The following is a 17,053-nucleotide window of genomic DNA, read 5'->3' on the forward strand; positions in this document are numbered from 1 at the left end:
TCCGTCGGCGAAAGGGCCCTCCGCCCGCTCCCCGCCCCCCGGTTATCCTGGGATCTTTCCGTCAGAAGAGGTCGTACCCGTGGAGTTCCGGCTGCTCGGAGCGGTGTCCGTCGCCACCGAGGCCGGTGAGGTGCCGCTGGGTCCCGCGAAGCGCCGCAGTCTGCTCGCGACCCTGCTCCTGCGCCCCAACTACCCCGTGTCCGTGCAGCGTCTGACCGAGGCCCTGTGGGACGACGAGCCACCGGCCCGCGCCCGCGGTGTCATCCAGGGCCATGTGTCGCGGCTGCGCACCCTGCTGGTCGCCGCCGACGCGCAGATGTACGGCGTGGAGCTGGTCACCCAGGGCACGGCGTACCTGCTGCGGATGCCGGAGACCCTGATCGACTCGCACCGCTTCGAGGAACTGGTGACGCTGGCCCGCGGCCAGCGCGCGGTGGCCGACGCGGTGACGATGTACGAGGAGGCGCTCGCGCTGTGGCAGGGCCCGGCGCTGACCGGGGTGCATCCGAGCCCGTCCCTGCAGGCGGCGGCGCAGGCCCTGGAGGAGACCCGGCTCGCGTCGGTGGAACAGCTCGCCGCCGGGTACGGGCAGGTGGGCGAGCACGCGCGCGCCGCCGCCCTGCTGCGCGCCGAGGCGACCGCCCACCCGCTGCGGGAGTCCCTGTCGGCGGCGCTGGTCACCGCGCTGCGGCGGGCGGGCCGCCGCTCGGAGGCCCTGGACTGGTTCCACCGCGCGCGACGGCTGCTCGCGGACGAGCTCGGCCTCGACCCGGGCCCGGAGCTGGCGGACGCGTACGCGCTCGCGCTGCGGGGCGAGAGCGAGGAGCCGACACCCCCGCGACCGCAGCCACACCCGCACCCGCACCCGCACCCGCACCCGCACCCAGTGCCACACCCGGCCCCGGCCTCCGCCGCACCCACCCCGGCTCCCGCTCCCCCCTCCACGCCCGCGCCCGCGCTCACCCCCACTAACGCGCCCACCCCCACCCCCACCCCCGCCCCCGCGGACCTCCTCCCCCGCGCCCCCCGCGGCTTCCACGGGCGCGCCGCCGAGTTCACGGCGCTGTCCCGCGCGGCCGCGGGCGAGGCCCCGGTGTGCCTGGTCACGGGCCCCGCGGGCGTCGGCAAGACCGCGATCGCGGTGCAGTGGGCGCACCGCAACCGCACGGCCTTCCCCGACGGCCGCCTCTACGCCGACCTGCGCGGCTTCGCCGACACCGGTGAACCGTCCGTCCTCGACGTGCTGCGGGAGTTCCTGCCGGCCCTCGGCGTGCCGCCGCGCCGGATACCGGAGTCGGCGAACGGCGCGGCCGCGCTGTTCCGCGCCCTCGCCGCCGAGCGTCAACTCCTCGTCGTACTCGACAACGTACGGGATTCCGAGCAGGTCAGACCGCTGCTGCCGGGTGGCGCCCGGTGCGTCACCGTCGTCACGAGCCGGAACCGGCTGCGCGGCCTGATCGCCAGTGACGCGGCCCGGCCGCTGCCCGTGGACGTCCTCGGACCGGAGGACGGCACGGCGCTGCTCGCCGGGGTGCTCGGTCCTGAGCGGGTGCTCGCGGAGCCGGTGGCCGCACGCCGGCTCGCGGAGCTGTGCGGCGGGCTGCCGCTGGCGCTGCGGGTGGTGGCCGCGCGGCTCGCCGACCGCCCGCAGGGGACGCTGGCCGCGATGGCCGCCGAACTGTCCGACGAGTCGCGGCGCTCGGTGCTCCTCGACGTGGAGGACACCGGTGTGCGGGCGGCGCTGCGGCTGACGCTGCGGCAGCTCCCGGAGTCCGTCGGGCACCACTTCGCGCAGCTGGGCCGCCATCCGGGCACGCACGTCGACCGGTACACGGCGGCGGCCCTCGCGGGCACCGACCCGGACACCGCCGAGGCCGCCCTGGAGCGGATGGCGGCCGCGCACCTCCTGACCCCGGTGGCGCCGGACCGCTGGGCCCCGCACGACCTGGTGCGGCTGTACGCCCGTGGCCTCCCCGGGGACCCCGAGGCGCTGCCGCGCGCCCTGGACCACTGTGTCGCCACGGCGCTCGCGGCGGCCCGGGCGGCCGAGCCCGGCGACGAGCCGTGCTTCACGCTGCCGGACGGCTTCCGGGAGCCGCGCGCGGTACGGGAGTTCGCGGACCGGGCCGCCGCCATGGACTGGTACGCCGCCGAACGCGAGGACCTGGCCCTCGCGGCGGGCGCGGCGGACGCGGCCGGACTGCACGACCGGACCTGGCGGATCGTGCTCGCGCTGTGGCCGCTCGTGGTGTGGCGGGTGCGGGACGGCTGGACGCCGCTCCTGGAGACGGCGCTGCGGGCGGCCCGCGCCGCCGACGACCCGTACGCGCAGGCGCGGGTCCTCGCGCTGCTCGGCTGGGTCATGACGGAGGAGGGCCGCACGGCCGAGGCGCTGCCCTTCCTGGAGGCGGCACCGCGGCTCGCGGCGCGGGCGGGCGACCCGGGGGGAGAGGCGACCGCGCTGATCAACCTGTCCCTCGCGCAGGCGGAGCTCGGCGGCACGGACGAGGCCGCGCACGGCTGCGTGCGGGCCGCGGAACTGGCCCGCTCGGCCGGTGACGGCAACACCGAACGCCTCGCCCTGCACCACCTGGCCCGCCACCGACTGGCCGCGCGCGACTGGCAGTCGGCCCTGGACACGGCGCACGCCGCGCTGGCCCTCACACCCCAGGAAGAAGCCGCGAGCGCGGGCCGGGTGCTCCTCGTCACGACCGTCGGCGAGGCGCTGCTCGGCCTCGGCGACGAGGCGGAGGGCATCCGCCGCCTGGACGCGGCGGCGCGCGAGGCGGAGTCGAGCGGCTTCGACGAGGGCGCGGTGCGGGCCCTGGAGGCGCTGCTGCGGGTGTCGGCGCAGGACGGCTTCCGGGAGCGGCACGCGGCGGCGGCGCGGCGGCTCGCGGCGGGCGCGGAAACAGGCTGACCTGCCGGGTCTCCCCCCGCCCGCCGGTTCTCCGTCCTCGCTCCCCGACGTGAGCGGGACGGCAGCGGCGCGTGAGCGGAACGACAGCGGGTGGGCCCAGTCTGGTGTCAACGGCGGGAACGACCGCCAGGACCGCACCACCCCAGGGGGAGCACCATCATGCGTACGTCTCGGATCCGCGCCGCCGCACTCGCCGCCACCACCGCCGCACTGGCCCTGGCCACGCTGACCGCCTGCGGCAGCTCGGACGGCGGCGACACGAAGGGCACCGGCAAGAGCGGGGGCGCCATCGTTTCGGAGACGACGGAGACTCCGGGGAAGACGGAGGAGACGGACAAGACGGAGAGGGCCGGGCAGGCGGAGAAGGCGAGCGGCGGGGCGTCCGGCGCGGCCGGGGGCGCGACCGTCGACGCGGCCAAGGGTCCGGGCGCCGGGTCGGCCTCGGGCGCGACGGTCAACGCGAGCAAGGGCTCCGGGGCGAAGGCCTCCGCCGGGATGCGGGCGTGCGACGGCCAGGAGATGTCGTACTCCGTGACGCACCGCTTCGCCGGACAGCGCGGCGAGCACCTGCTGATCACCGCCACGAACGCGGACTCCAAGCCGTGCTACGTCACGTCGTTCCCGTCGGTGATGCTCGGCGACGCGGTGAACGTGCTGCGCCACTCCGCCAAGGACACCCCCGGCGGCGGCAAGGCCCTCACGGTCAAGCCCGGCGGCAAGGTCTACGCGGCCGTGAACCTGTTCACCGACGGCGCGCGGACGCACACGTCGACCAGCCTCAGCATCGCCATGCAGGACCACACCGGCGACACCGGCCCCGGCGTCGGCCAGGAGGCCTTCGACGCCAAGGGCGTGCCGTCGAAGTTCACGTGGTCCACGGCCGACGTCACGAACTGGAACCCGGCGAAGCCCTACAACTTCTGATCCCGGTACTTCTGATCTGCCGACTCCCCCAGAAGGCGATCAGTTGCAGGAGCGCCCCCCTGCGCGCGCGTGCGCGGAGGGGGGCGCTCTGGTCTCCGGCGGCGCGGGCGACGGGGGCTACGCGTCCTCGTACGGTACGACGACGACCTGCACGTCGTCCTCGTACACGATGCGGCCGGGGTCGGCGGAGCGGACCGTGCGGCACGGGACGCCGTGGGCGGCGAGGATGTCCAGGTAGCCGGGTACGCGCTCGATGAGGTGGGTGGCGGTCGACTTGAACCAGGCGACGGCGCCGGGGTTCGCCTCGCGGTCGTAGGCGGCGGACGGCGTCGTGTACGCGGCGTCGTACCAGTCGTTGGTGGCACGCCAGAAGCCGTGCTGCTCGGGAGTGAGCTTCCCTTCCCGAGCGAGGGTGTTCACCAGGAAGAAGACGCCCGGGTGGACCCCGCGTTCGTGCGGGGTCGGGGACTCGAAGCGTATGTACGCCGTCTCTGGGGAGGCCGTCGCGGCCGTGCTCGTCTCGTCGGTCACCGGCGCATCCTCGCATCGGCGGCGGCCACCCAGTGCGGCGCCCCGGCGCGCTCGGCGACGGCACGCGCCTGCCGGTGGTGCCGGGCGGCGGCGCCCGGCCGGCCGAGGGCGGCGGCGAGGTCACCGACGTACAGGGCGACGGGCTCCAGGGTCAGGACGCCGCTCCCCGCTCCGGCCAACTCGTCGCAGGCGGGGAGCAGTTCGCGGTACAGCCCGTCGAGGACATCCTGCGGGGCGGTCGGGGAGCGGAGGGCGGCGCGGGCGCGGAGGCAGAGGTGGGCTTCGAGGAGTTGGTCGTGGGGGAGGGGGCGGGGGCTGGGGCCAGGACCAGGGCCGGGGCCGGGGCCGGGGTGGTTGGGGGCGGAGGCGGTGTCGGCACTTCCGTCCGCGTCCGCCCCCGCGTCCGCGTCGGCCCCTGCGTCCGCGTCTGCCCCTGCGTCTGCCCCTGCGTCCGCGTCGGCCTCAGCGCTCGCGCCTCCGCTCTGCACCCGCAGGCACAGCAACGCCAGCTCCAGCAGCCCCGCGGTGCCGGCTCCGCCCGTTCCTCCCTCCCCTTCTGCCCTGCCCGCCCTTCTCAGCTCCTCCAGCTCCTCCAGCTCTTCCAGTCCTTCCACCCCGTCCAGCCTCTCCATCCCGCTCAGCCCCTCCATCCCCTCCATCCCCCCGCCCCGCATCCGCGCCGCAGCCGCCCTGCACCCCGCCTCCGCCTCCCGCACCCGTCCGGCGACGGCGGCCCGCAGCGCCGCGTACCACCCGGTGAACACCCCGGCCAGCGGCAGCCCGTGCCGTTCGGCGAGCCGGTCGACGGCGGCGGCGTGGCCGTCGGCGCGGTCGAAGTCGGCGAGCGCGGAGTGGGCCTGGAGCAGCATGAGGTGGCCGAGGACTTCGAAGGCGACGAGCCCGTGGTGGGCGGCGAGTGCGGTCAGCTCCTCGCCGATGCGGGCGCGTTCGGGGGCGAGTCCGGGGCGGTGGAAGGTGTGGAGATAGCGGGCGTTCAGGGCGAAGGCCAGGAGTGCGGCGGAGTCGGCGGGGCCGCCGCCCGGGACCACCCCGACCTCCCCGCCCGCGCCAGCCTCCGCCTCCGCATCCGCAACCGCATCCGCAACCGCCCGCGCCAGCCTCTCCGCCTCCCGCGCCGCCTCCGCGCCGCGTTCCGTGCGGGCGCCCCGCGTCTCCATGCCGACGGTGCTGAGCAGGCGGCTCCGGGTGGCGCGGCGGCCCGGGCTGCCGTCGTCCGGCAGGGCGGCGAGGGCGCGCAGGGCGGCGGTGACGATGCGGCGGGAGAGGGCTTCGTCGTCGTTGCGGGCCCAGATGCCCGGGACGTCGAAGGCGCCGATGACGCGGGCGGTCAGCTCGGGGTCGCCGGTCGCCTCGGCGGCGGTGAGGGCGTCGGAGCGGTAGCGGCGGGCCTCGGCGAGGGCGCCGGTGACGGCGAGGTTCCGCACGAGCCCCATGACGATCCCCAGGCGCTCCCGCCCTCCGGGCACCCTCCGCCCCCCGGCGGACTCCTTGCCCCCGCCCCGGTCATACGCCTCCAGCGCCGCCCCCCACAGCCGTACCGCCTCGTGCGGCGCGAACGCGGCCTCGGCGCGCCGGGCCGCCCGGGCGGCGAAGTCGGCTGCGCGGGCGGCGACCGCGCCGGTGCCCGCGCTCAGGTAGTGGTGGGCGATGGCTTCGACGGAGTCGGGCCGCAGGCGTTCGAGGAGTTCCGCGACGGCGGTGTGCAGCCGGGCGCGGCGGGGCGCGGACAGGTCCCCGTACAGGGTCTCCCGCACCAGTGCGTGCGCGAACTCGACCCGCTCCCCCGCCCTTTGCCCTCCCGGCCCTCCCGGTCCTCCCAGCCCTCCCAGCCCTCCCAGCCCTCCCAGCCCTCCCGGTCCTCCCAGCCCTCCCGGACCTCCCGGTCCTCCCAGCCCTCCCGGACCTCCAGCGACGAGGAACCCCGCCGCCAGCCCGGCCTCGACCCCCTCCAGAACGGCGTCCTCGTCCCCGGTGAGCGCGCTCAGCACCTCCAGGTCGACGGTCGCTCCGACCAGTGCGGCGCGCAGCAGCACCGCGCGCGCCCCGGTCGGCAGCGTGCCGAGCCTGCGCCGCACGATGTCCCGTACGCCGTCGGGGACTTGGGAGAGCGCGGCGGCCCCTTCGGTGGCGTACAGGCGGACGATCTCCCGTACGAAGAAGGGGTTGCCGCCGCTGCGGCGGTGCACGGTACGGACGGCGGCGGGGTCGAGGGGGCGGGGCGAGACGGCCCGCGCGAGGGCGCCCACGGCGGTCTCGGTCAGCGCGCCGAGCCGCACCCGCACGGGCTCGGCGCGGGCCACTCGCCCCAGCAACTCCCGTACGTCGTCGGACACTTCACCGTCCCGGTACGTTCCCACGAGCAGCACGGCCCGTGCCATCGGCCGCTCCACCAGCGAGGCGAGCAGTTCCAGCGTGCCGCTGTCGGCCCAGTGCAGGTCGTCGAGCACGAGCAGCAGGGGGTGCCCCCGGTCGGCGACCCCCGAGATCAGCTCGCCCACCCGCCGGTACCACCAGAAGCGATCACCGCCCCCGCCTCCGCCCGCGACGTCCCCCTCCGCAACCCCCAGCTCCTCCAGCACCTCGGTCCAGGGCCACCCGGCAGGAACCCCGCCCTGCTCCGAGGCCCGCCCCCAAGCGGTGGCCCACCCCTCCCCCTTCAGCCGTCCCGCCAGCTCCCGCACCAGAGCGGTCTTCCCCGCCCCGGCGTCCCCGGAGATCAGGCCCAGGGCCAACTGCCCCTCCCGCACGACACCGTGAGCCGCGGCCGTCAGGTCGGCCAACTCCGACTCCCGCCCGACAAGCCCGCTCCCCCTCTCCCCAGGGGCTCCGTCGAACTCCCCCGGGGCTCCGTCGAACTCCCCAAGGGCTCCGTCGAACTCCTCCGGGGCTCCGGCGAACGGGGCAGTGCCCACCCTCCCCCGGACTCCCGGCTCCGCTCGGGCAGGGGACCAGTTGCCCACAGCAGGTGACGGCTCGGGCGGGCACGGCCTCGCGGCGGCTTCCGCCCCGAGAGCACCGCCACCCCGCTGAGCCAGGATCTCCCCTTCCAGCCTCCGCAGTCCCTCCCCCGGATCCACGCCCAGCTCCCCGGCCAACCGCTCCCGGGCCCGCCGCAGGACCCCGAGGGCGTCCCCTTGCCTCCCCGCCCGGTAAAGGGCGACAGCGAGCAGTTCCCAGGCCTCCTCCCGCCACGGGTGCCCCTCGACATGCGCCTCCAGGTCGAGCACCGCCTCCGCCGCCCGCCCGAGGGCAAGCGCGGCGGAAGCCCGGCGTTCCACGGCGAGCAACCGCAGCCCCTCCAGCCGAGCGGCCTCCCCGCGAGCCCACTCCGCGGCGGCCCACTCCGCGTACGCGGGCCCCCGCCAGCCCGAAAGCGCGTCATCGAGCACCCCCAAGGCCAGCCGGGCGTCTCCGCCAGAAACCGCGCCCCCGCCAGAACCGGCGCCCCCTCCGGCAACCGCGTCCCCGCCGGAGAGAAGCCGGCCCGCCTCCCCCACCGCCCCCTCGAACCGCCAGGCATCCACCGCCCCGCCCCCGGCGAGCAGCGCGTACCCGGGCCCGGACGTCACGAGCAGCCGCGCGGGCGCCCGCCGGGCCCGCCCCGGCTCAAGCACCTTCCGCAGGTCGCCGACGAACGTCCGGATCGCCCCGACGGCCCGTGGCGGCGGGTCCGCCCAGAAGTCGTCGACCATCCGGTCCACCGGAACGGTCCGGCGCCGGGCGACGAGGAGCCGGGCGAGGACGGCGCGGTGCCGGGGCCCCTTGAGGTCGAGGGAGCGCCCGTCCGCGTCCCGGGCGGCGAGGGGCCCGAGGACCTGGAACGTCACGTCACCGGCCCCCGGCCCGGCGTTCTCCTCCTGCGGCACCCTCTCAACGTACCGCTCGTCACCTGCGCGGACCCGCTGCTGATCGGTTGCTGATCCGGGCCGCGCACGCTGGATCCATGACACCCCGGACACCGCACCCGTCCCAGCCCGAGCCCCGCATCGAGGGCTTCACCCACCACCGGATCCGCGTCAGCGACGACGGCGTCCACCTGAACGCCGCCGTGGGCGGCGACCCCGGCAACACCCCTGTGGTCCTCCTGCACGGCTTCCCCCAGACCCACCTCATGTGGCGCCACGTGGCCGCGGACCTCGCGGCGGACCACCACGTGATCTGCCCGGACCTGCGCGGGTACGGCGCGAGCGACAAACCGGCGGAGGCGGCGGACGGCCGGACGTACGCCAAGCGGACGATGGCGGCGGACGTGGTGGCGCTGGCACGGGCCCTCGGGCACGAGCGGTTCGCGCTCGCGGGGCACGACCGGGGCGCGCTGGTGGCGATCCGCGCGGGGCTCGACCACCCGGACGCGGTCACGCACCTCGCGTCCCTCGACGTCCTGCCGACGCTGGACATGTGGGACGTCATGCGCGGCACGTCCGCCGCGATCGGCTTCCACCTGTACTTGATGGCGCAGCCGCCGGGGCTCCCGGAGCGGATGATCTCGGCGGACCCGGACGCGTTCTTCGGCCACTTCCTGGACGTGTGGTCGGCCTCGCCGGGCGCCGTGCCGCCGGACGTGCGGGCCGCGTATCTGCGGGCGTGCCGCGAGGCCGTCCCGTCGATCGTCGCGGACTACCGCGCGTCGGCGTTCGCGGACGTCGAGGACGACACGGCGGACCGGCTCGCGGGCAACGTGCTGCGGATGCCGGTCACGGTGCTCCAGCAGGACTGGGGCGCGGCGCTCGGCTTCGACGCGGCGGAGCTGTGGCGGGCGTGGGCCCCGGACCTCGCGCACCGGACGGTGTCGTGCGGCCACTTCATGGCGGAGGAGGCCCCGAAGGAGGTCACGGCGGCCCTCCGGGACCTCTTCGCCCGCTGAGGAGGCTCCCCTCTCCGCTGCGGCCGGGGGCTCCGTCCGCCCAGAAGTGGACCTGGTGGACCTAGCCTGGCCTCATGCCAACGACCCTGCTCAGCAACGGAATCCGCCTCTCCTACGACGATCACGGAGGCCACGAGGGCCACGAGGGCCGGGACAGCACCCCCTTGGTCCTGGTCCACGGCCACCCCTTCGACCGCTCCCTCTGGGACCCCCAGGTCAGGGCCCTCTCCGGCACGCACCGCGTGCTCACCTTCGACCTGCGCGGCTACGGCGCCTCCGTGGCACCGGAGGGCGAGGCCAACGCCCCCGTCACCGACTTCGGCGACTTCGCCCGCGACCTCCTGGCCCTCCTGGACCACCTGGGCGTGGCGCGCTGCGCCCTCGGCGGGGTGTCGATGGGCGGGCAGATCGTGATGGACGCGTACGACCGCTTCCCGGAGCGGATCGCGGGGGTGCTGCTCGCCGACACGTCCCCGGCGACGGACACGGAGGCCGCGAAGGCGTTCCGCCGCGAGACGGCGGAGCGGCTGCTGGCCGAGGGGATGAAGGGGTACGCGGAGGAGGTGCTGCACAAGATGGCGGCGCCGTACAACGAGGAGGCCGCCGCGCACGTGCTGCGCATGATGCTGGCGGCCTCGCCGGAGGGCGCGGCGGCGGCCCTGCGCGCCCGCGCCGAACGCCCCGACTACCGGCCGGTGCTGCCGCGCGTCACGGTCCCGGCCCTGGTGGTCGTGGGCCGGGACGACACGTACACGCCGGTCGCGGACGCGGAGGCGATGCACGCGGCGCTGCCCGACGCGCGGCTGTGCGTGATCGAGCGGGCGGCGCATCTGCCGAACCTGGAGCGGCCCGAGGAGTTCAACGCGGCGGTACGGGACTGGCTGGCGCGCCTCTCCTAGGCGGGCTTTGCCGAGGCGAGGGCGTCGGCAGCACCGGCGCCACCACGGGCCCCGTCGGCCCTGTCCGCCGCCCCGTCCGCAGCAGTAGTGGGTGAGGGTGCCCGTGACGACGGCGGTGTCGCGGCCGAGGTCGCGGAGCATCGGGCCGCGCGGGCCCGGCTGCGCGAGGTGCTCGGCGACTGACGCGCGGCGGCGCCCCCGGAGAACGGCGCACGACGTCGTGGCCGAAGAGGGGAGTTTTTACCACTGCCTTCCGGCCACGCCGCTTTCAATAATGCGTACATGAAGAGCACACGACAGCACATCGACGCGGCGGCCCCGGGCGGCTCCGGGGCCGCGGGCGGTCTCAAGGCCTTCCGCCGCTCCCTGACCCTGTGGTTCCTGGCCCACCGCGCGATGTGGCTTTCGCTGTGGCTCGGCATCGTGTGGTCGGCGCTGCGCGGCCCGGTGGGCCTGAAGCTCCTGCCGGGCACGGTGCGCATGGTGCGGGCGCTCGCGGACCGGGAGCGGGCGTACGCGGCGCGCTGGTCGGGCGTCGACATCCCCGCGGTCTACCCGGAGCTGCCCGCGTCCGGCGCGGAGCGGGCGAAGGCGCTGCGCTCCCAACTGCTCGACAGGGGCAACCAGGTGCGCAGGGACTGGCGCTGGGTGCATCTGCACGCGTTCGTGGGCGGCGCGATCGCCCTCGGTCCGCTGGCCCTCGCCCTCACCGGCGTGTGGGGCCTGTGGACGGCGGCGATGGGCACGGAGCTGCCCGCCGAGTGGGGCAGCCTGTGGTTCCTGTTCATCCCGGTCGGCGACCCGGCGACGGCGGCGCTCGCGGGCGTGCTCGGCGCCGCGTTCCTTCCCCTGTCGGTGTTCTGGGCGGCCCCGCTGTCCCTGCGCCTGCACGCCCGCTACCTGAACCTGCTGCTCGCGCCCAGCGAGTCCGAGCTCCTGGCCGCCCGGGTGGAGCACCTGAAGTCGACCCGGTCCGACGCCGTGGACAGCCAGATGTCCGAGATCCGCCGCATCGAGCGGGACCTGCACGACGGCGCGCAGGCACGCCTCGTCGCGATGGGCATGACCCTGAACGCCGCCGAGCACCTCCTGGAGACCAACCCGGACGCCGTCCGCGAACTCCTCGTCGAGGCCCGTCAGTCCTCCACGGCCGCCCTGAAGGAACTCCGCGACCTGGTCAAGGGCATCCACCCGCCGATCCTCGCGGACCGGGGTCTCGCCGATGCCGTACGCTCCCTCGCGATGATCTGCCCGCTGCGGACCGAGGTCGTGATCGACCTGCCGTCCCGTCCCGAACCGCCCGTCGAGTCGGCGATGTACTTCGCGATGTCGGAGATCCTCACCAACGCGGCCAAGCACTCCGGTGCCGAGCGCTGCTGGATCGACCTGCGGTACGAGGCCGGGGCGCTGCGGGCGTCGGTCGTGGACGACGGGCAGGGCGGCGCGGACGTGTCCGCGGGCACCGGACTGCGCGGCGTCGAGCGGCGCCTCGCCCACTTCGACGGCGTCCTCGCCGTGAGCAGCCCGCCGGGCGGCCCGACCCAGATGACGATGGAGCTGCCGTGCGAGTTGTCCTCGCCGAAGACCACTTCCTCCTGAGGGACGGCGTCACCCGTCTCCTCCAGGCCTTCGGCCACGAGGTCCTGGCCGCAGTCGACAACGGCCCCCTCCTCCACGAGGCCCTGACGTCGCTGCGCCCCGACGTGGCCGTGGTCGACGTCCGCCTGCCGCCGACGTTCAGCGACGAGGGGCTGCGCGCGGCGGTCTCGGCGCGGACGGAGGTGCCGGGACTTCCGGTCCTCCTCCTCTCCCAGTACGTCGAGCCGCTGTACGCCCACGAGTTGCTGGCCACGGGCTCCGAGGGCGTCGGCTACGTCCTCAAGGAGCGCGTCTCCAACGGCGCCGAGTTCATCGCGACGATCGAGCGGGTCGCGGGCGGCGGCACGGCGATGGACCCCGAGGTGGTGTCCAAGCTCGTCACCGGCAAGTCCCGGGACGAACCCCTGAACTCCCTCACGCCGCGCGAGCGCGAGGTCCTGGAGTGCCTGGCGCAGGGCCTGTCGAACGCGGGCATCGCGGAGGCCCTGTTCGTCACCGAGAAGGCGGTGGCCAAGCACGTCAGCAACATCTTCATGAAGCTGGAGCTGCCGCCGACGGAGTCGGCGAACCGGCGAGTGCTCGCGGTCCTCGCGTACTTGGACCGCTAGGACGTTTCCCTGGATCACCTCGGAGTCGCCTCTCGATCGCCTCTGGACCAGCTCAGGATCACCTTCGGGCGTCCCGGCCCAGCGTTCCATCCGTGCCCCGTTTCACCTGGTCAGCGGGGGACAACGCGTTCCAGCTTCCCGTCCTTCCGGCTCTTCGTAGCGGCGGGGACAGGTCGGCTCGCAGACTCAAGTCGTCCCACACACGAAGCCGTTGACCAGGGAGTCTTCCTATGACCCGTTCCACCTTCAGCTCGCGCCGCCGCATGGCCGGGGTGGTTACAGCCGCTCTCCTGTCCCTGGGGCTCTAGGACGTGTCTGATGGGTCGGTGACAAGCTGGGCCGTGGATCGTTGAGGACAGGGTGGGGCGGGGAGATCTCACTGACAGCGAATGGGCCCGGCTGGAGCCGCACTTGCCCAGGAACGTCGGGCGGGGCGGACGTTGGAAGGATCACCGGCTGGTCATCAACGGGATCTTGTTCCGGCAGCGGACCGGCACCCCCTGGCGGGACCTGCCGGCGCGGTTCGGTAGCTGGCAGACCTGTTACGACCGCCACCGTCGATGGTCAGCGGACGGCACATGGGAGAGGGTCTTGCGGGCTGTCCAGGCCGATGCCGACCATGAGGGGCGTATCGACTGGTCGCTGGTGAGCGTGGACTCCACTGTGTGCCGCGCCCATCAGAACGCCGCCGGTGCCCGCAGACGGCCACCCCGCACCTCAGGCAAGCGGACTCGTCCTGCTTGGCACCGGGATGATGAGGCCCTGGGGCGTTCGCGTGGTGGCTTCACTTCGAAGATCCACGTGGCGAGTGAGGGCGGACGGCGCCCCCTGGCGTTCGTCATCACACCAGGACAGTGGGGTGACGCGCCGCAGATGATCGAACTCCTGGGGCAGATTCGCGTTCCTCGACCGAGCGGCGGACACCCGCGAACCCGGCCGGACCACCTATGCGCCGACAGGGCCTACAGCTCCCGCCGCAACCGCCGCTATCTGCGCCGTCGGCAGATCAAGCACACCATCCCCGAGCCGGCCAACCAGCGGGCCAACCGCCAGCACCGGGGGAGCGCGGGCGGACGACCCACTGGCTTCGACCGGCAGATCTACCGGCGCAGGAACGAAGCCGAACGGACCATCAACGGGCTCAAGGGCTTCCGGGCCGTGGCCACACGATTCGAGAAGCGGGCATATGTTTTCCACGGCACGGTGACCGTGGCCGCTCTACGCCTCTGGTTGCGGTCGTGACACCTGACGAAGCGCGCCCAGACGATCAAGGTGGACCGCTCCCGCCCTCGGCCCTGGGACGGGCTCTAAGAAGGGGGTTCCCTGTCGGTGTTGCCGCTGCTGTTGTTGCCGTTGCCGATGTTGGTGTGGTCCTTGCCGCCGTTGTGGCTGTAGGCGTTGTTGCCGTTGCCGACGATGATGTGGTGTCCCACGAGGTTGCCGTCGCCGTAGATGTTGTAGACGACCGTGGTGGGACAGCAGTCGTGCCGGTTTTCGGGGGTGTCGGCCTGCGCGGCGGACGACAGGCCGCCCCAGAGGGCGGCAGCGGTCACGAGGGCCAGGACAGGGCGGCTCAGGGGCATCCGTAGGGTCTTCTCTCTGGTGGTGTCAGTCGGTGATCCGCATTTCGCGGACCTTGTCTCCGTCGAGGGTGAAGGCGAAGTCCGAGGGCCCGTTGAAGCCGCTGCTCTTCACCTGCGCCGTCACGGTGACGGTGTCGCCCTCTGGCTGGACACGGTCCACGGTGAGCCGCGCATCCGCGCCGATGAACTCCTTGTCGCTCCAGCCCTTGATGGCTTCACGCCCCCGGAACTCACGGCCCCAGTCATTGACCACGCCACTGTCGGTGAACGCGTCGAGGAAGCCTGACGTGTCGCCTCGGTTGACTGCGCTGATCGCACGCTCAACAGGCGCGGGGAGAGCAGGGCTGCTCATGGCCGAGGACTCCTTGACGGCGGAGCGGCTCGGCTCCGCGGTGGCGGACGTTGCCGGTGTGGATGACGCAGGGTCGGTGGGGTCGTCCGACGTGCCGCATCCGGCGGCCACACATCCCAGCAGCACCAGCCCCACAGCCGCATGCCCTCTACGTCGCATACGCCAACTTTCGACCACGTGAAACCGCCCTAGATCAGCAGAAGGGAACGTCCCGAACTCTCCCCCCGCCCCTGCCGGGGCGCAAACGCACACGGTGACGCGCATCCCGCACGGCGAGGCTGCCCCGGATCGGGTTCCGGCCCGGTCACCCGCCGCTCCAGGCTGTTTACGTACGGTCACGACTGGTCTGTTACGCGGATCACCCGAGATGCGCACATTTGGTTGTGGTGTTTTCGTGGTGGGTGGCATGGCTGCCGGTGTCTGCCGGGGCCGTGCAGTCCCCCGTTCGGCACACTCTAGGAGTCCGTCATGGTCAAGACCCCGGACAAGACGCTCAACGGCAAGGTCGCTTTCGTTGGTGGCGCGTCCCGCAACCTCGGTGGGCTGATCAGTACCACCCTCGGCGCCGAAGGCGCGAAGGTGGCGGTGCACTACAACAGCGACTCTTCCAAGGCCAAGGCCGAGGACGTCGTCGCGCAGATTAACGCCGGTCCGGGCGAGGCGTTCGCGATCCAGGGCGACCTGACGAAGGTCTCCGAGGTGGAGCGGGTCTTCGACGAGACCGTGAGCCGGTTCGGGAAGCTGGACTACAGCGTCAACACCGCCGGCATGGTGCTGAAGAAGCCGCTCACCGAGATCTCCGAGGAGGAGTACGACCGCATGTTCGCGGTCAACTCCAAGGCCGCGTTCTTCGTCATGCGCGAGGCCGCCCGCCGCATCGAGGACGGCGGGAAGATCATCACGATCGTCACCTCGCTCCTCGCCGCCTACACGGGCCTGTACTCCACCTACGCGGGCAGCAAGGCCCCGGTCGAGCACTTCACCCGCGCGCTGTCGAAGGAGCTGTTCGGCCGGAACATCGCGGTCAACAACATCGCCCCGGGGCCGATGGACACGGGGTTCTTCTACCCCGCGGAGGACGACGAGTCCATCGCCTACCACAAGTCCTCGGCGATGAACGGCGACCTCACCAAGATCGAGGACATCGTCCCCTGGGTCCGGCACCTGCTCACCGACGGCTGGTGGGCCAACGGCCAGACCCTCTTCCTCAACGGCGGCTACACCACCCGCTGACCACCATCGGCCCGGCGGATGTGCCATTCGCCGGGCCGCCCCAGGCCCTGTTCATGCCCGTCCCTCCGGAGGCAACCCTGTGAACGCCCAGCTCACCAACCCTGCCGTGGCCGCGTTCGTCACTGCCGTCAACGCCGGCGACCGCGATGCCTTCTTCGCCGCCCTCACCCCGGACGCGACCATGTCCGACGACGGCACCGACCGCGACCTGAACAACTGGGCCGAGAAGGAGATCTTCTCCTCGAACGGCCGCATGGACATCGAGAGCGCCTCTCCCGACGGACTCACCCTGACCGTGAACTACACCAACTCCACCTGGGGCAGCATGCGCACCCGGTGGGCCTTCACCGTCACCGACGGCAAGATCAGCCGCTTCGAGACCGGCCAAGCCTGAACCACGCCACTCGGCCCGGCCCGTGACGTCCCTCTACGCACCGCAGGGACCACCCGCCCAGGAGTCAGTCACCTCTCGCCGCAAGGCCCCGAGCCTGAAACGGCCCGGTCCGCGCGGGCCGACCGCTCCGAGCCTCGGCCCCGAAGGGACATGCCCCATGACCCGCCTCACCGTCCTGGTCACCGGAGCCGGAACCGGCATCGGGAACCAGACCGTCCGCGCCCTCGCCGAAGCCGGCCACACCGTCTACGCCAGCATGCGCGACACCACCGGCCGCAACGCCGAGCGCGCCCAGGACCTGCGCGCCTACGCCACCACCACAGGCGTCGACGTCCGTGTCGTCGAACTCGACGTCGGCTCGCAGCAGTCCGCCGACACCGCCGTCCGCACCGTCCTGTCCGAGCAGGACCACCTGGACGTCGTCGTCCACAACGCGGCCCACCTGGGCATCGGCATCAACGAAGCCTTCACCGACACACAGATCGCCGCCATCCTCGACACCAACACCATCGGCCCCCACCGCCTCAACCGGGCCGTTCTCCCCCACATGCGCGCCCGCGAACAGGGCCTGCTTCTCTACGTCGGCTCCACCACCAGCCGCATGGTCTACCCCTTCCAGGGCCCCTACGAAGCCAGCAAGGCCGCCATGGACTCGCTCGCCGAGGTGACCCGCTACGAAGTCGCCCGGTACGGCATCGACGTCGCCATCGTCACGCCCGGCGCCATCACCACCGGCACCGCCCACTTCAGCGAAGGGACCCGCCCCGCCGACCAGCACGTCGCCGACGCCTACGAGCGGCTCGCCGGTGTCGAGCAGCACATCATGGACCGCCTCGCCGAACTCAGCCCACCCGACGCCGACCCGCGGGCCGTGGGCGACGAGATCGCCCGCGTCGTCGCACTCCCACCCGGCCAGCGGCCGTTGCGGACCACCATCGACTTCCTGAGCGACGGCGCCGAACAGGTCAACAACACCGCCCAACAACTCCAAGCCGCCCTCATGGACCGCCTCGGCATCGCCGACCTCCTTCACCCCACCAACGCCACAACGAACCGATGACCACAAGCACCCGCCGCCCTACAACCTTGCCGGAATCCCGCATCCCGTTCACCAGCACAGCCCCC

Annotated in this window: 14 protein-coding genes and 1 pseudogene; 10 read left to right on the plus strand and 5 right to left on the minus strand. The window is 73.5% G+C overall.

The genetic code is table 11. The annotated features are described in order from the left end of the window. Positions 1–79: 79 nt before the first annotated feature. Both QUY26_RS17155 and QUY26_RS17160 read left to right on the plus strand, forming a co-directional pair. The gene (locus QUY26_RS17155; RefSeq protein ID WP_289947561.1) at positions 80–2,920 is read left to right on the plus strand and encodes an AfsR/SARP family transcriptional regulator; all 2,841 of its coding nucleotides are present in this window, start codon (positions 80–82) and stop codon (positions 2,918–2,920) included. A 159-nt stretch (positions 2,921–3,079) separates the two neighbouring features. Continuing rightward, positions 3,080–3,844, plus strand: coding sequence for a DUF4232 domain-containing protein (locus QUY26_RS17160; protein WP_289947563.1), 765 nt, complete (start codon positions 3,080–3,082; stop codon positions 3,842–3,844). A 117-nt stretch (positions 3,845–3,961) separates the two neighbouring features. Here the strand turns inward: QUY26_RS17160 and QUY26_RS17165 are convergent, their stop codons facing one another. From QUY26_RS17165 to QUY26_RS41180, 3 genes and pseudogenes are all read right to left on the minus strand, one after another. Continuing rightward, positions 3,962–4,375, minus strand: coding sequence for a hypothetical protein (locus QUY26_RS17165; RefSeq protein ID WP_289947565.1), 414 nt, complete (start codon positions 4,373–4,375; stop codon positions 3,962–3,964). Continuing rightward, complete coding sequence (locus QUY26_RS17170) at positions 4,372–7,356, minus strand: ATP-binding protein (RefSeq protein WP_436840513.1); 2,985 nt, start codon at positions 7,354–7,356, stop codon at positions 4,372–4,374. The genes QUY26_RS17165 and QUY26_RS17170 overlap by 4 nt, the downstream gene beginning before the upstream one ends. Positions 7,357–7,422: 66 nt before the next feature. Next, positions 7,423–8,223 (minus strand): annotated as a pseudogene (locus tag QUY26_RS41180) (AfsR/SARP family transcriptional regulator); the annotation flags it as partial. Between the two features lie 116 nt (positions 8,224–8,339). On the opposite strand from QUY26_RS41180, the gene QUY26_RS17175 reads away from it, so the two are divergent. From QUY26_RS17175 to QUY26_RS17195, 5 genes are all read left to right on the plus strand, one after another. After that, positions 8,340–9,260, plus strand: coding sequence for an alpha/beta fold hydrolase (locus QUY26_RS17175; protein ID WP_289947567.1), 921 nt, complete (start codon positions 8,340–8,342; stop codon positions 9,258–9,260). Positions 9,261–9,334: 74 nt separating this feature from the next. Then, positions 9,335–10,159 carry an alpha/beta fold hydrolase gene (locus QUY26_RS17180; RefSeq protein ID WP_289947569.1) on the plus strand — a complete coding sequence of 275 codons (825 nt, stop codon included), beginning with the start codon at positions 9,335–9,337 and terminating at the stop codon, positions 10,157–10,159. 282 nt (positions 10,160–10,441) lie between these two features. Then, on the plus strand, positions 10,442–11,758 hold the full coding sequence (locus QUY26_RS17185) for a sensor histidine kinase (protein ID WP_289947571.1): 1,317 nt from the start codon (positions 10,442–10,444) through the stop codon (positions 11,756–11,758). Further along, positions 11,722–12,366, plus strand: coding sequence for a LuxR C-terminal-related transcriptional regulator (locus QUY26_RS17190; RefSeq protein ID WP_289947573.1), 645 nt, complete (start codon positions 11,722–11,724; stop codon positions 12,364–12,366). Before QUY26_RS17185 ends, QUY26_RS17190 begins: the two co-directional genes overlap by 37 nt. Before the next feature lie 360 nt (positions 12,367–12,726). Next, positions 12,727–13,608 carry an IS5 family transposase gene (locus QUY26_RS17195; protein WP_289947575.1) on the plus strand — a complete coding sequence of 294 codons (882 nt, stop codon included), beginning with the start codon at positions 12,727–12,729 and terminating at the stop codon, positions 13,606–13,608. Between the two features lie 65 nt (positions 13,609–13,673). Here QUY26_RS17195 and QUY26_RS17200 read toward each other — a convergent pair whose 3' ends face one another. Then, positions 13,674–13,919, minus strand: a complete 246-nt coding sequence (locus QUY26_RS17200) for a hypothetical protein (protein WP_289947577.1) — start codon at positions 13,917–13,919, stop codon at positions 13,674–13,676. Positions 13,920–13,974: 55 nt separating this feature from the next. After that, entirely contained in the window at positions 13,975–14,436 is a 462-nt protein-coding gene (locus QUY26_RS17205; RefSeq protein ID WP_289947579.1) for a nuclear transport factor 2 family protein, read from the minus strand. A 333-nt stretch (positions 14,437–14,769) separates the two neighbouring features. On the opposite strand from QUY26_RS17205, the gene QUY26_RS17210 reads away from it, so the two are divergent. The 3 genes from QUY26_RS17210 to QUY26_RS17220 all read left to right on the plus strand — a co-directional run bounded on the left by QUY26_RS17210 (position 14,770) and on the right by QUY26_RS17220 (position 16,988). Then, entirely contained in the window at positions 14,770–15,534 is a 765-nt protein-coding gene (locus QUY26_RS17210) for an SDR family oxidoreductase (RefSeq protein ID WP_289947582.1), read from the plus strand. 79 nt (positions 15,535–15,613) lie between these two features. Next, on the plus strand, positions 15,614–15,928 hold the full coding sequence (locus tag QUY26_RS17215; protein ID WP_289947584.1) for a nuclear transport factor 2 family protein: 315 nt from the start codon (positions 15,614–15,616) through the stop codon (positions 15,926–15,928). Between the two features lie 157 nt (positions 15,929–16,085). Continuing rightward, positions 16,086–16,988 (plus strand): SDR family oxidoreductase, encoded by a 903-nt coding sequence (locus QUY26_RS17220; RefSeq protein ID WP_289947587.1) that lies wholly within the window; start codon positions 16,086–16,088, stop codon positions 16,986–16,988. The last annotated feature ends 65 nt before the right edge of the window (positions 16,989–17,053 follow it).

This window comes from Streptomyces flavofungini, from assembly GCF_030388665.1.
Taxonomy (GTDB): domain Bacteria; phylum Actinomycetota; class Actinomycetes; order Streptomycetales; family Streptomycetaceae; genus Streptomyces; species Streptomyces flavofungini_A.

Bases quoted from the DNA above. Each gene is read 5' to 3' on its own strand.
- QUY26_RS17160 (WP_289947563.1), top strand. From the start codon at position 3,080: ATGCGTACGTCTCGGATCCGCGCCGCCGCACTCGCCGCCACCACCGCC.
- QUY26_RS17180 (WP_289947569.1), top strand. From the start codon at position 9,335: ATGCCAACGACCCTGCTCAGCAACGGAATCCGCCTCTCCTACGACGAT.
- QUY26_RS17220 (WP_289947587.1), top strand. From the start codon at position 16,086: ATGACCCGCCTCACCGTCCTGGTCACCGGAGCCGGAACCGGCATCGGG.
- QUY26_RS17175 (WP_289947567.1), top strand. From the start codon at position 8,340: ATGACACCCCGGACACCGCACCCGTCCCAGCCCGAGCCCCGCATCGAG.
- QUY26_RS17210 (WP_289947582.1), top strand. From the start codon at position 14,770: ATGGTCAAGACCCCGGACAAGACGCTCAACGGCAAGGTCGCTTTCGTT.
- QUY26_RS17185 (WP_289947571.1), top strand. From the start codon at position 10,442: ATGAAGAGCACACGACAGCACATCGACGCGGCGGCCCCGGGCGGCTCC.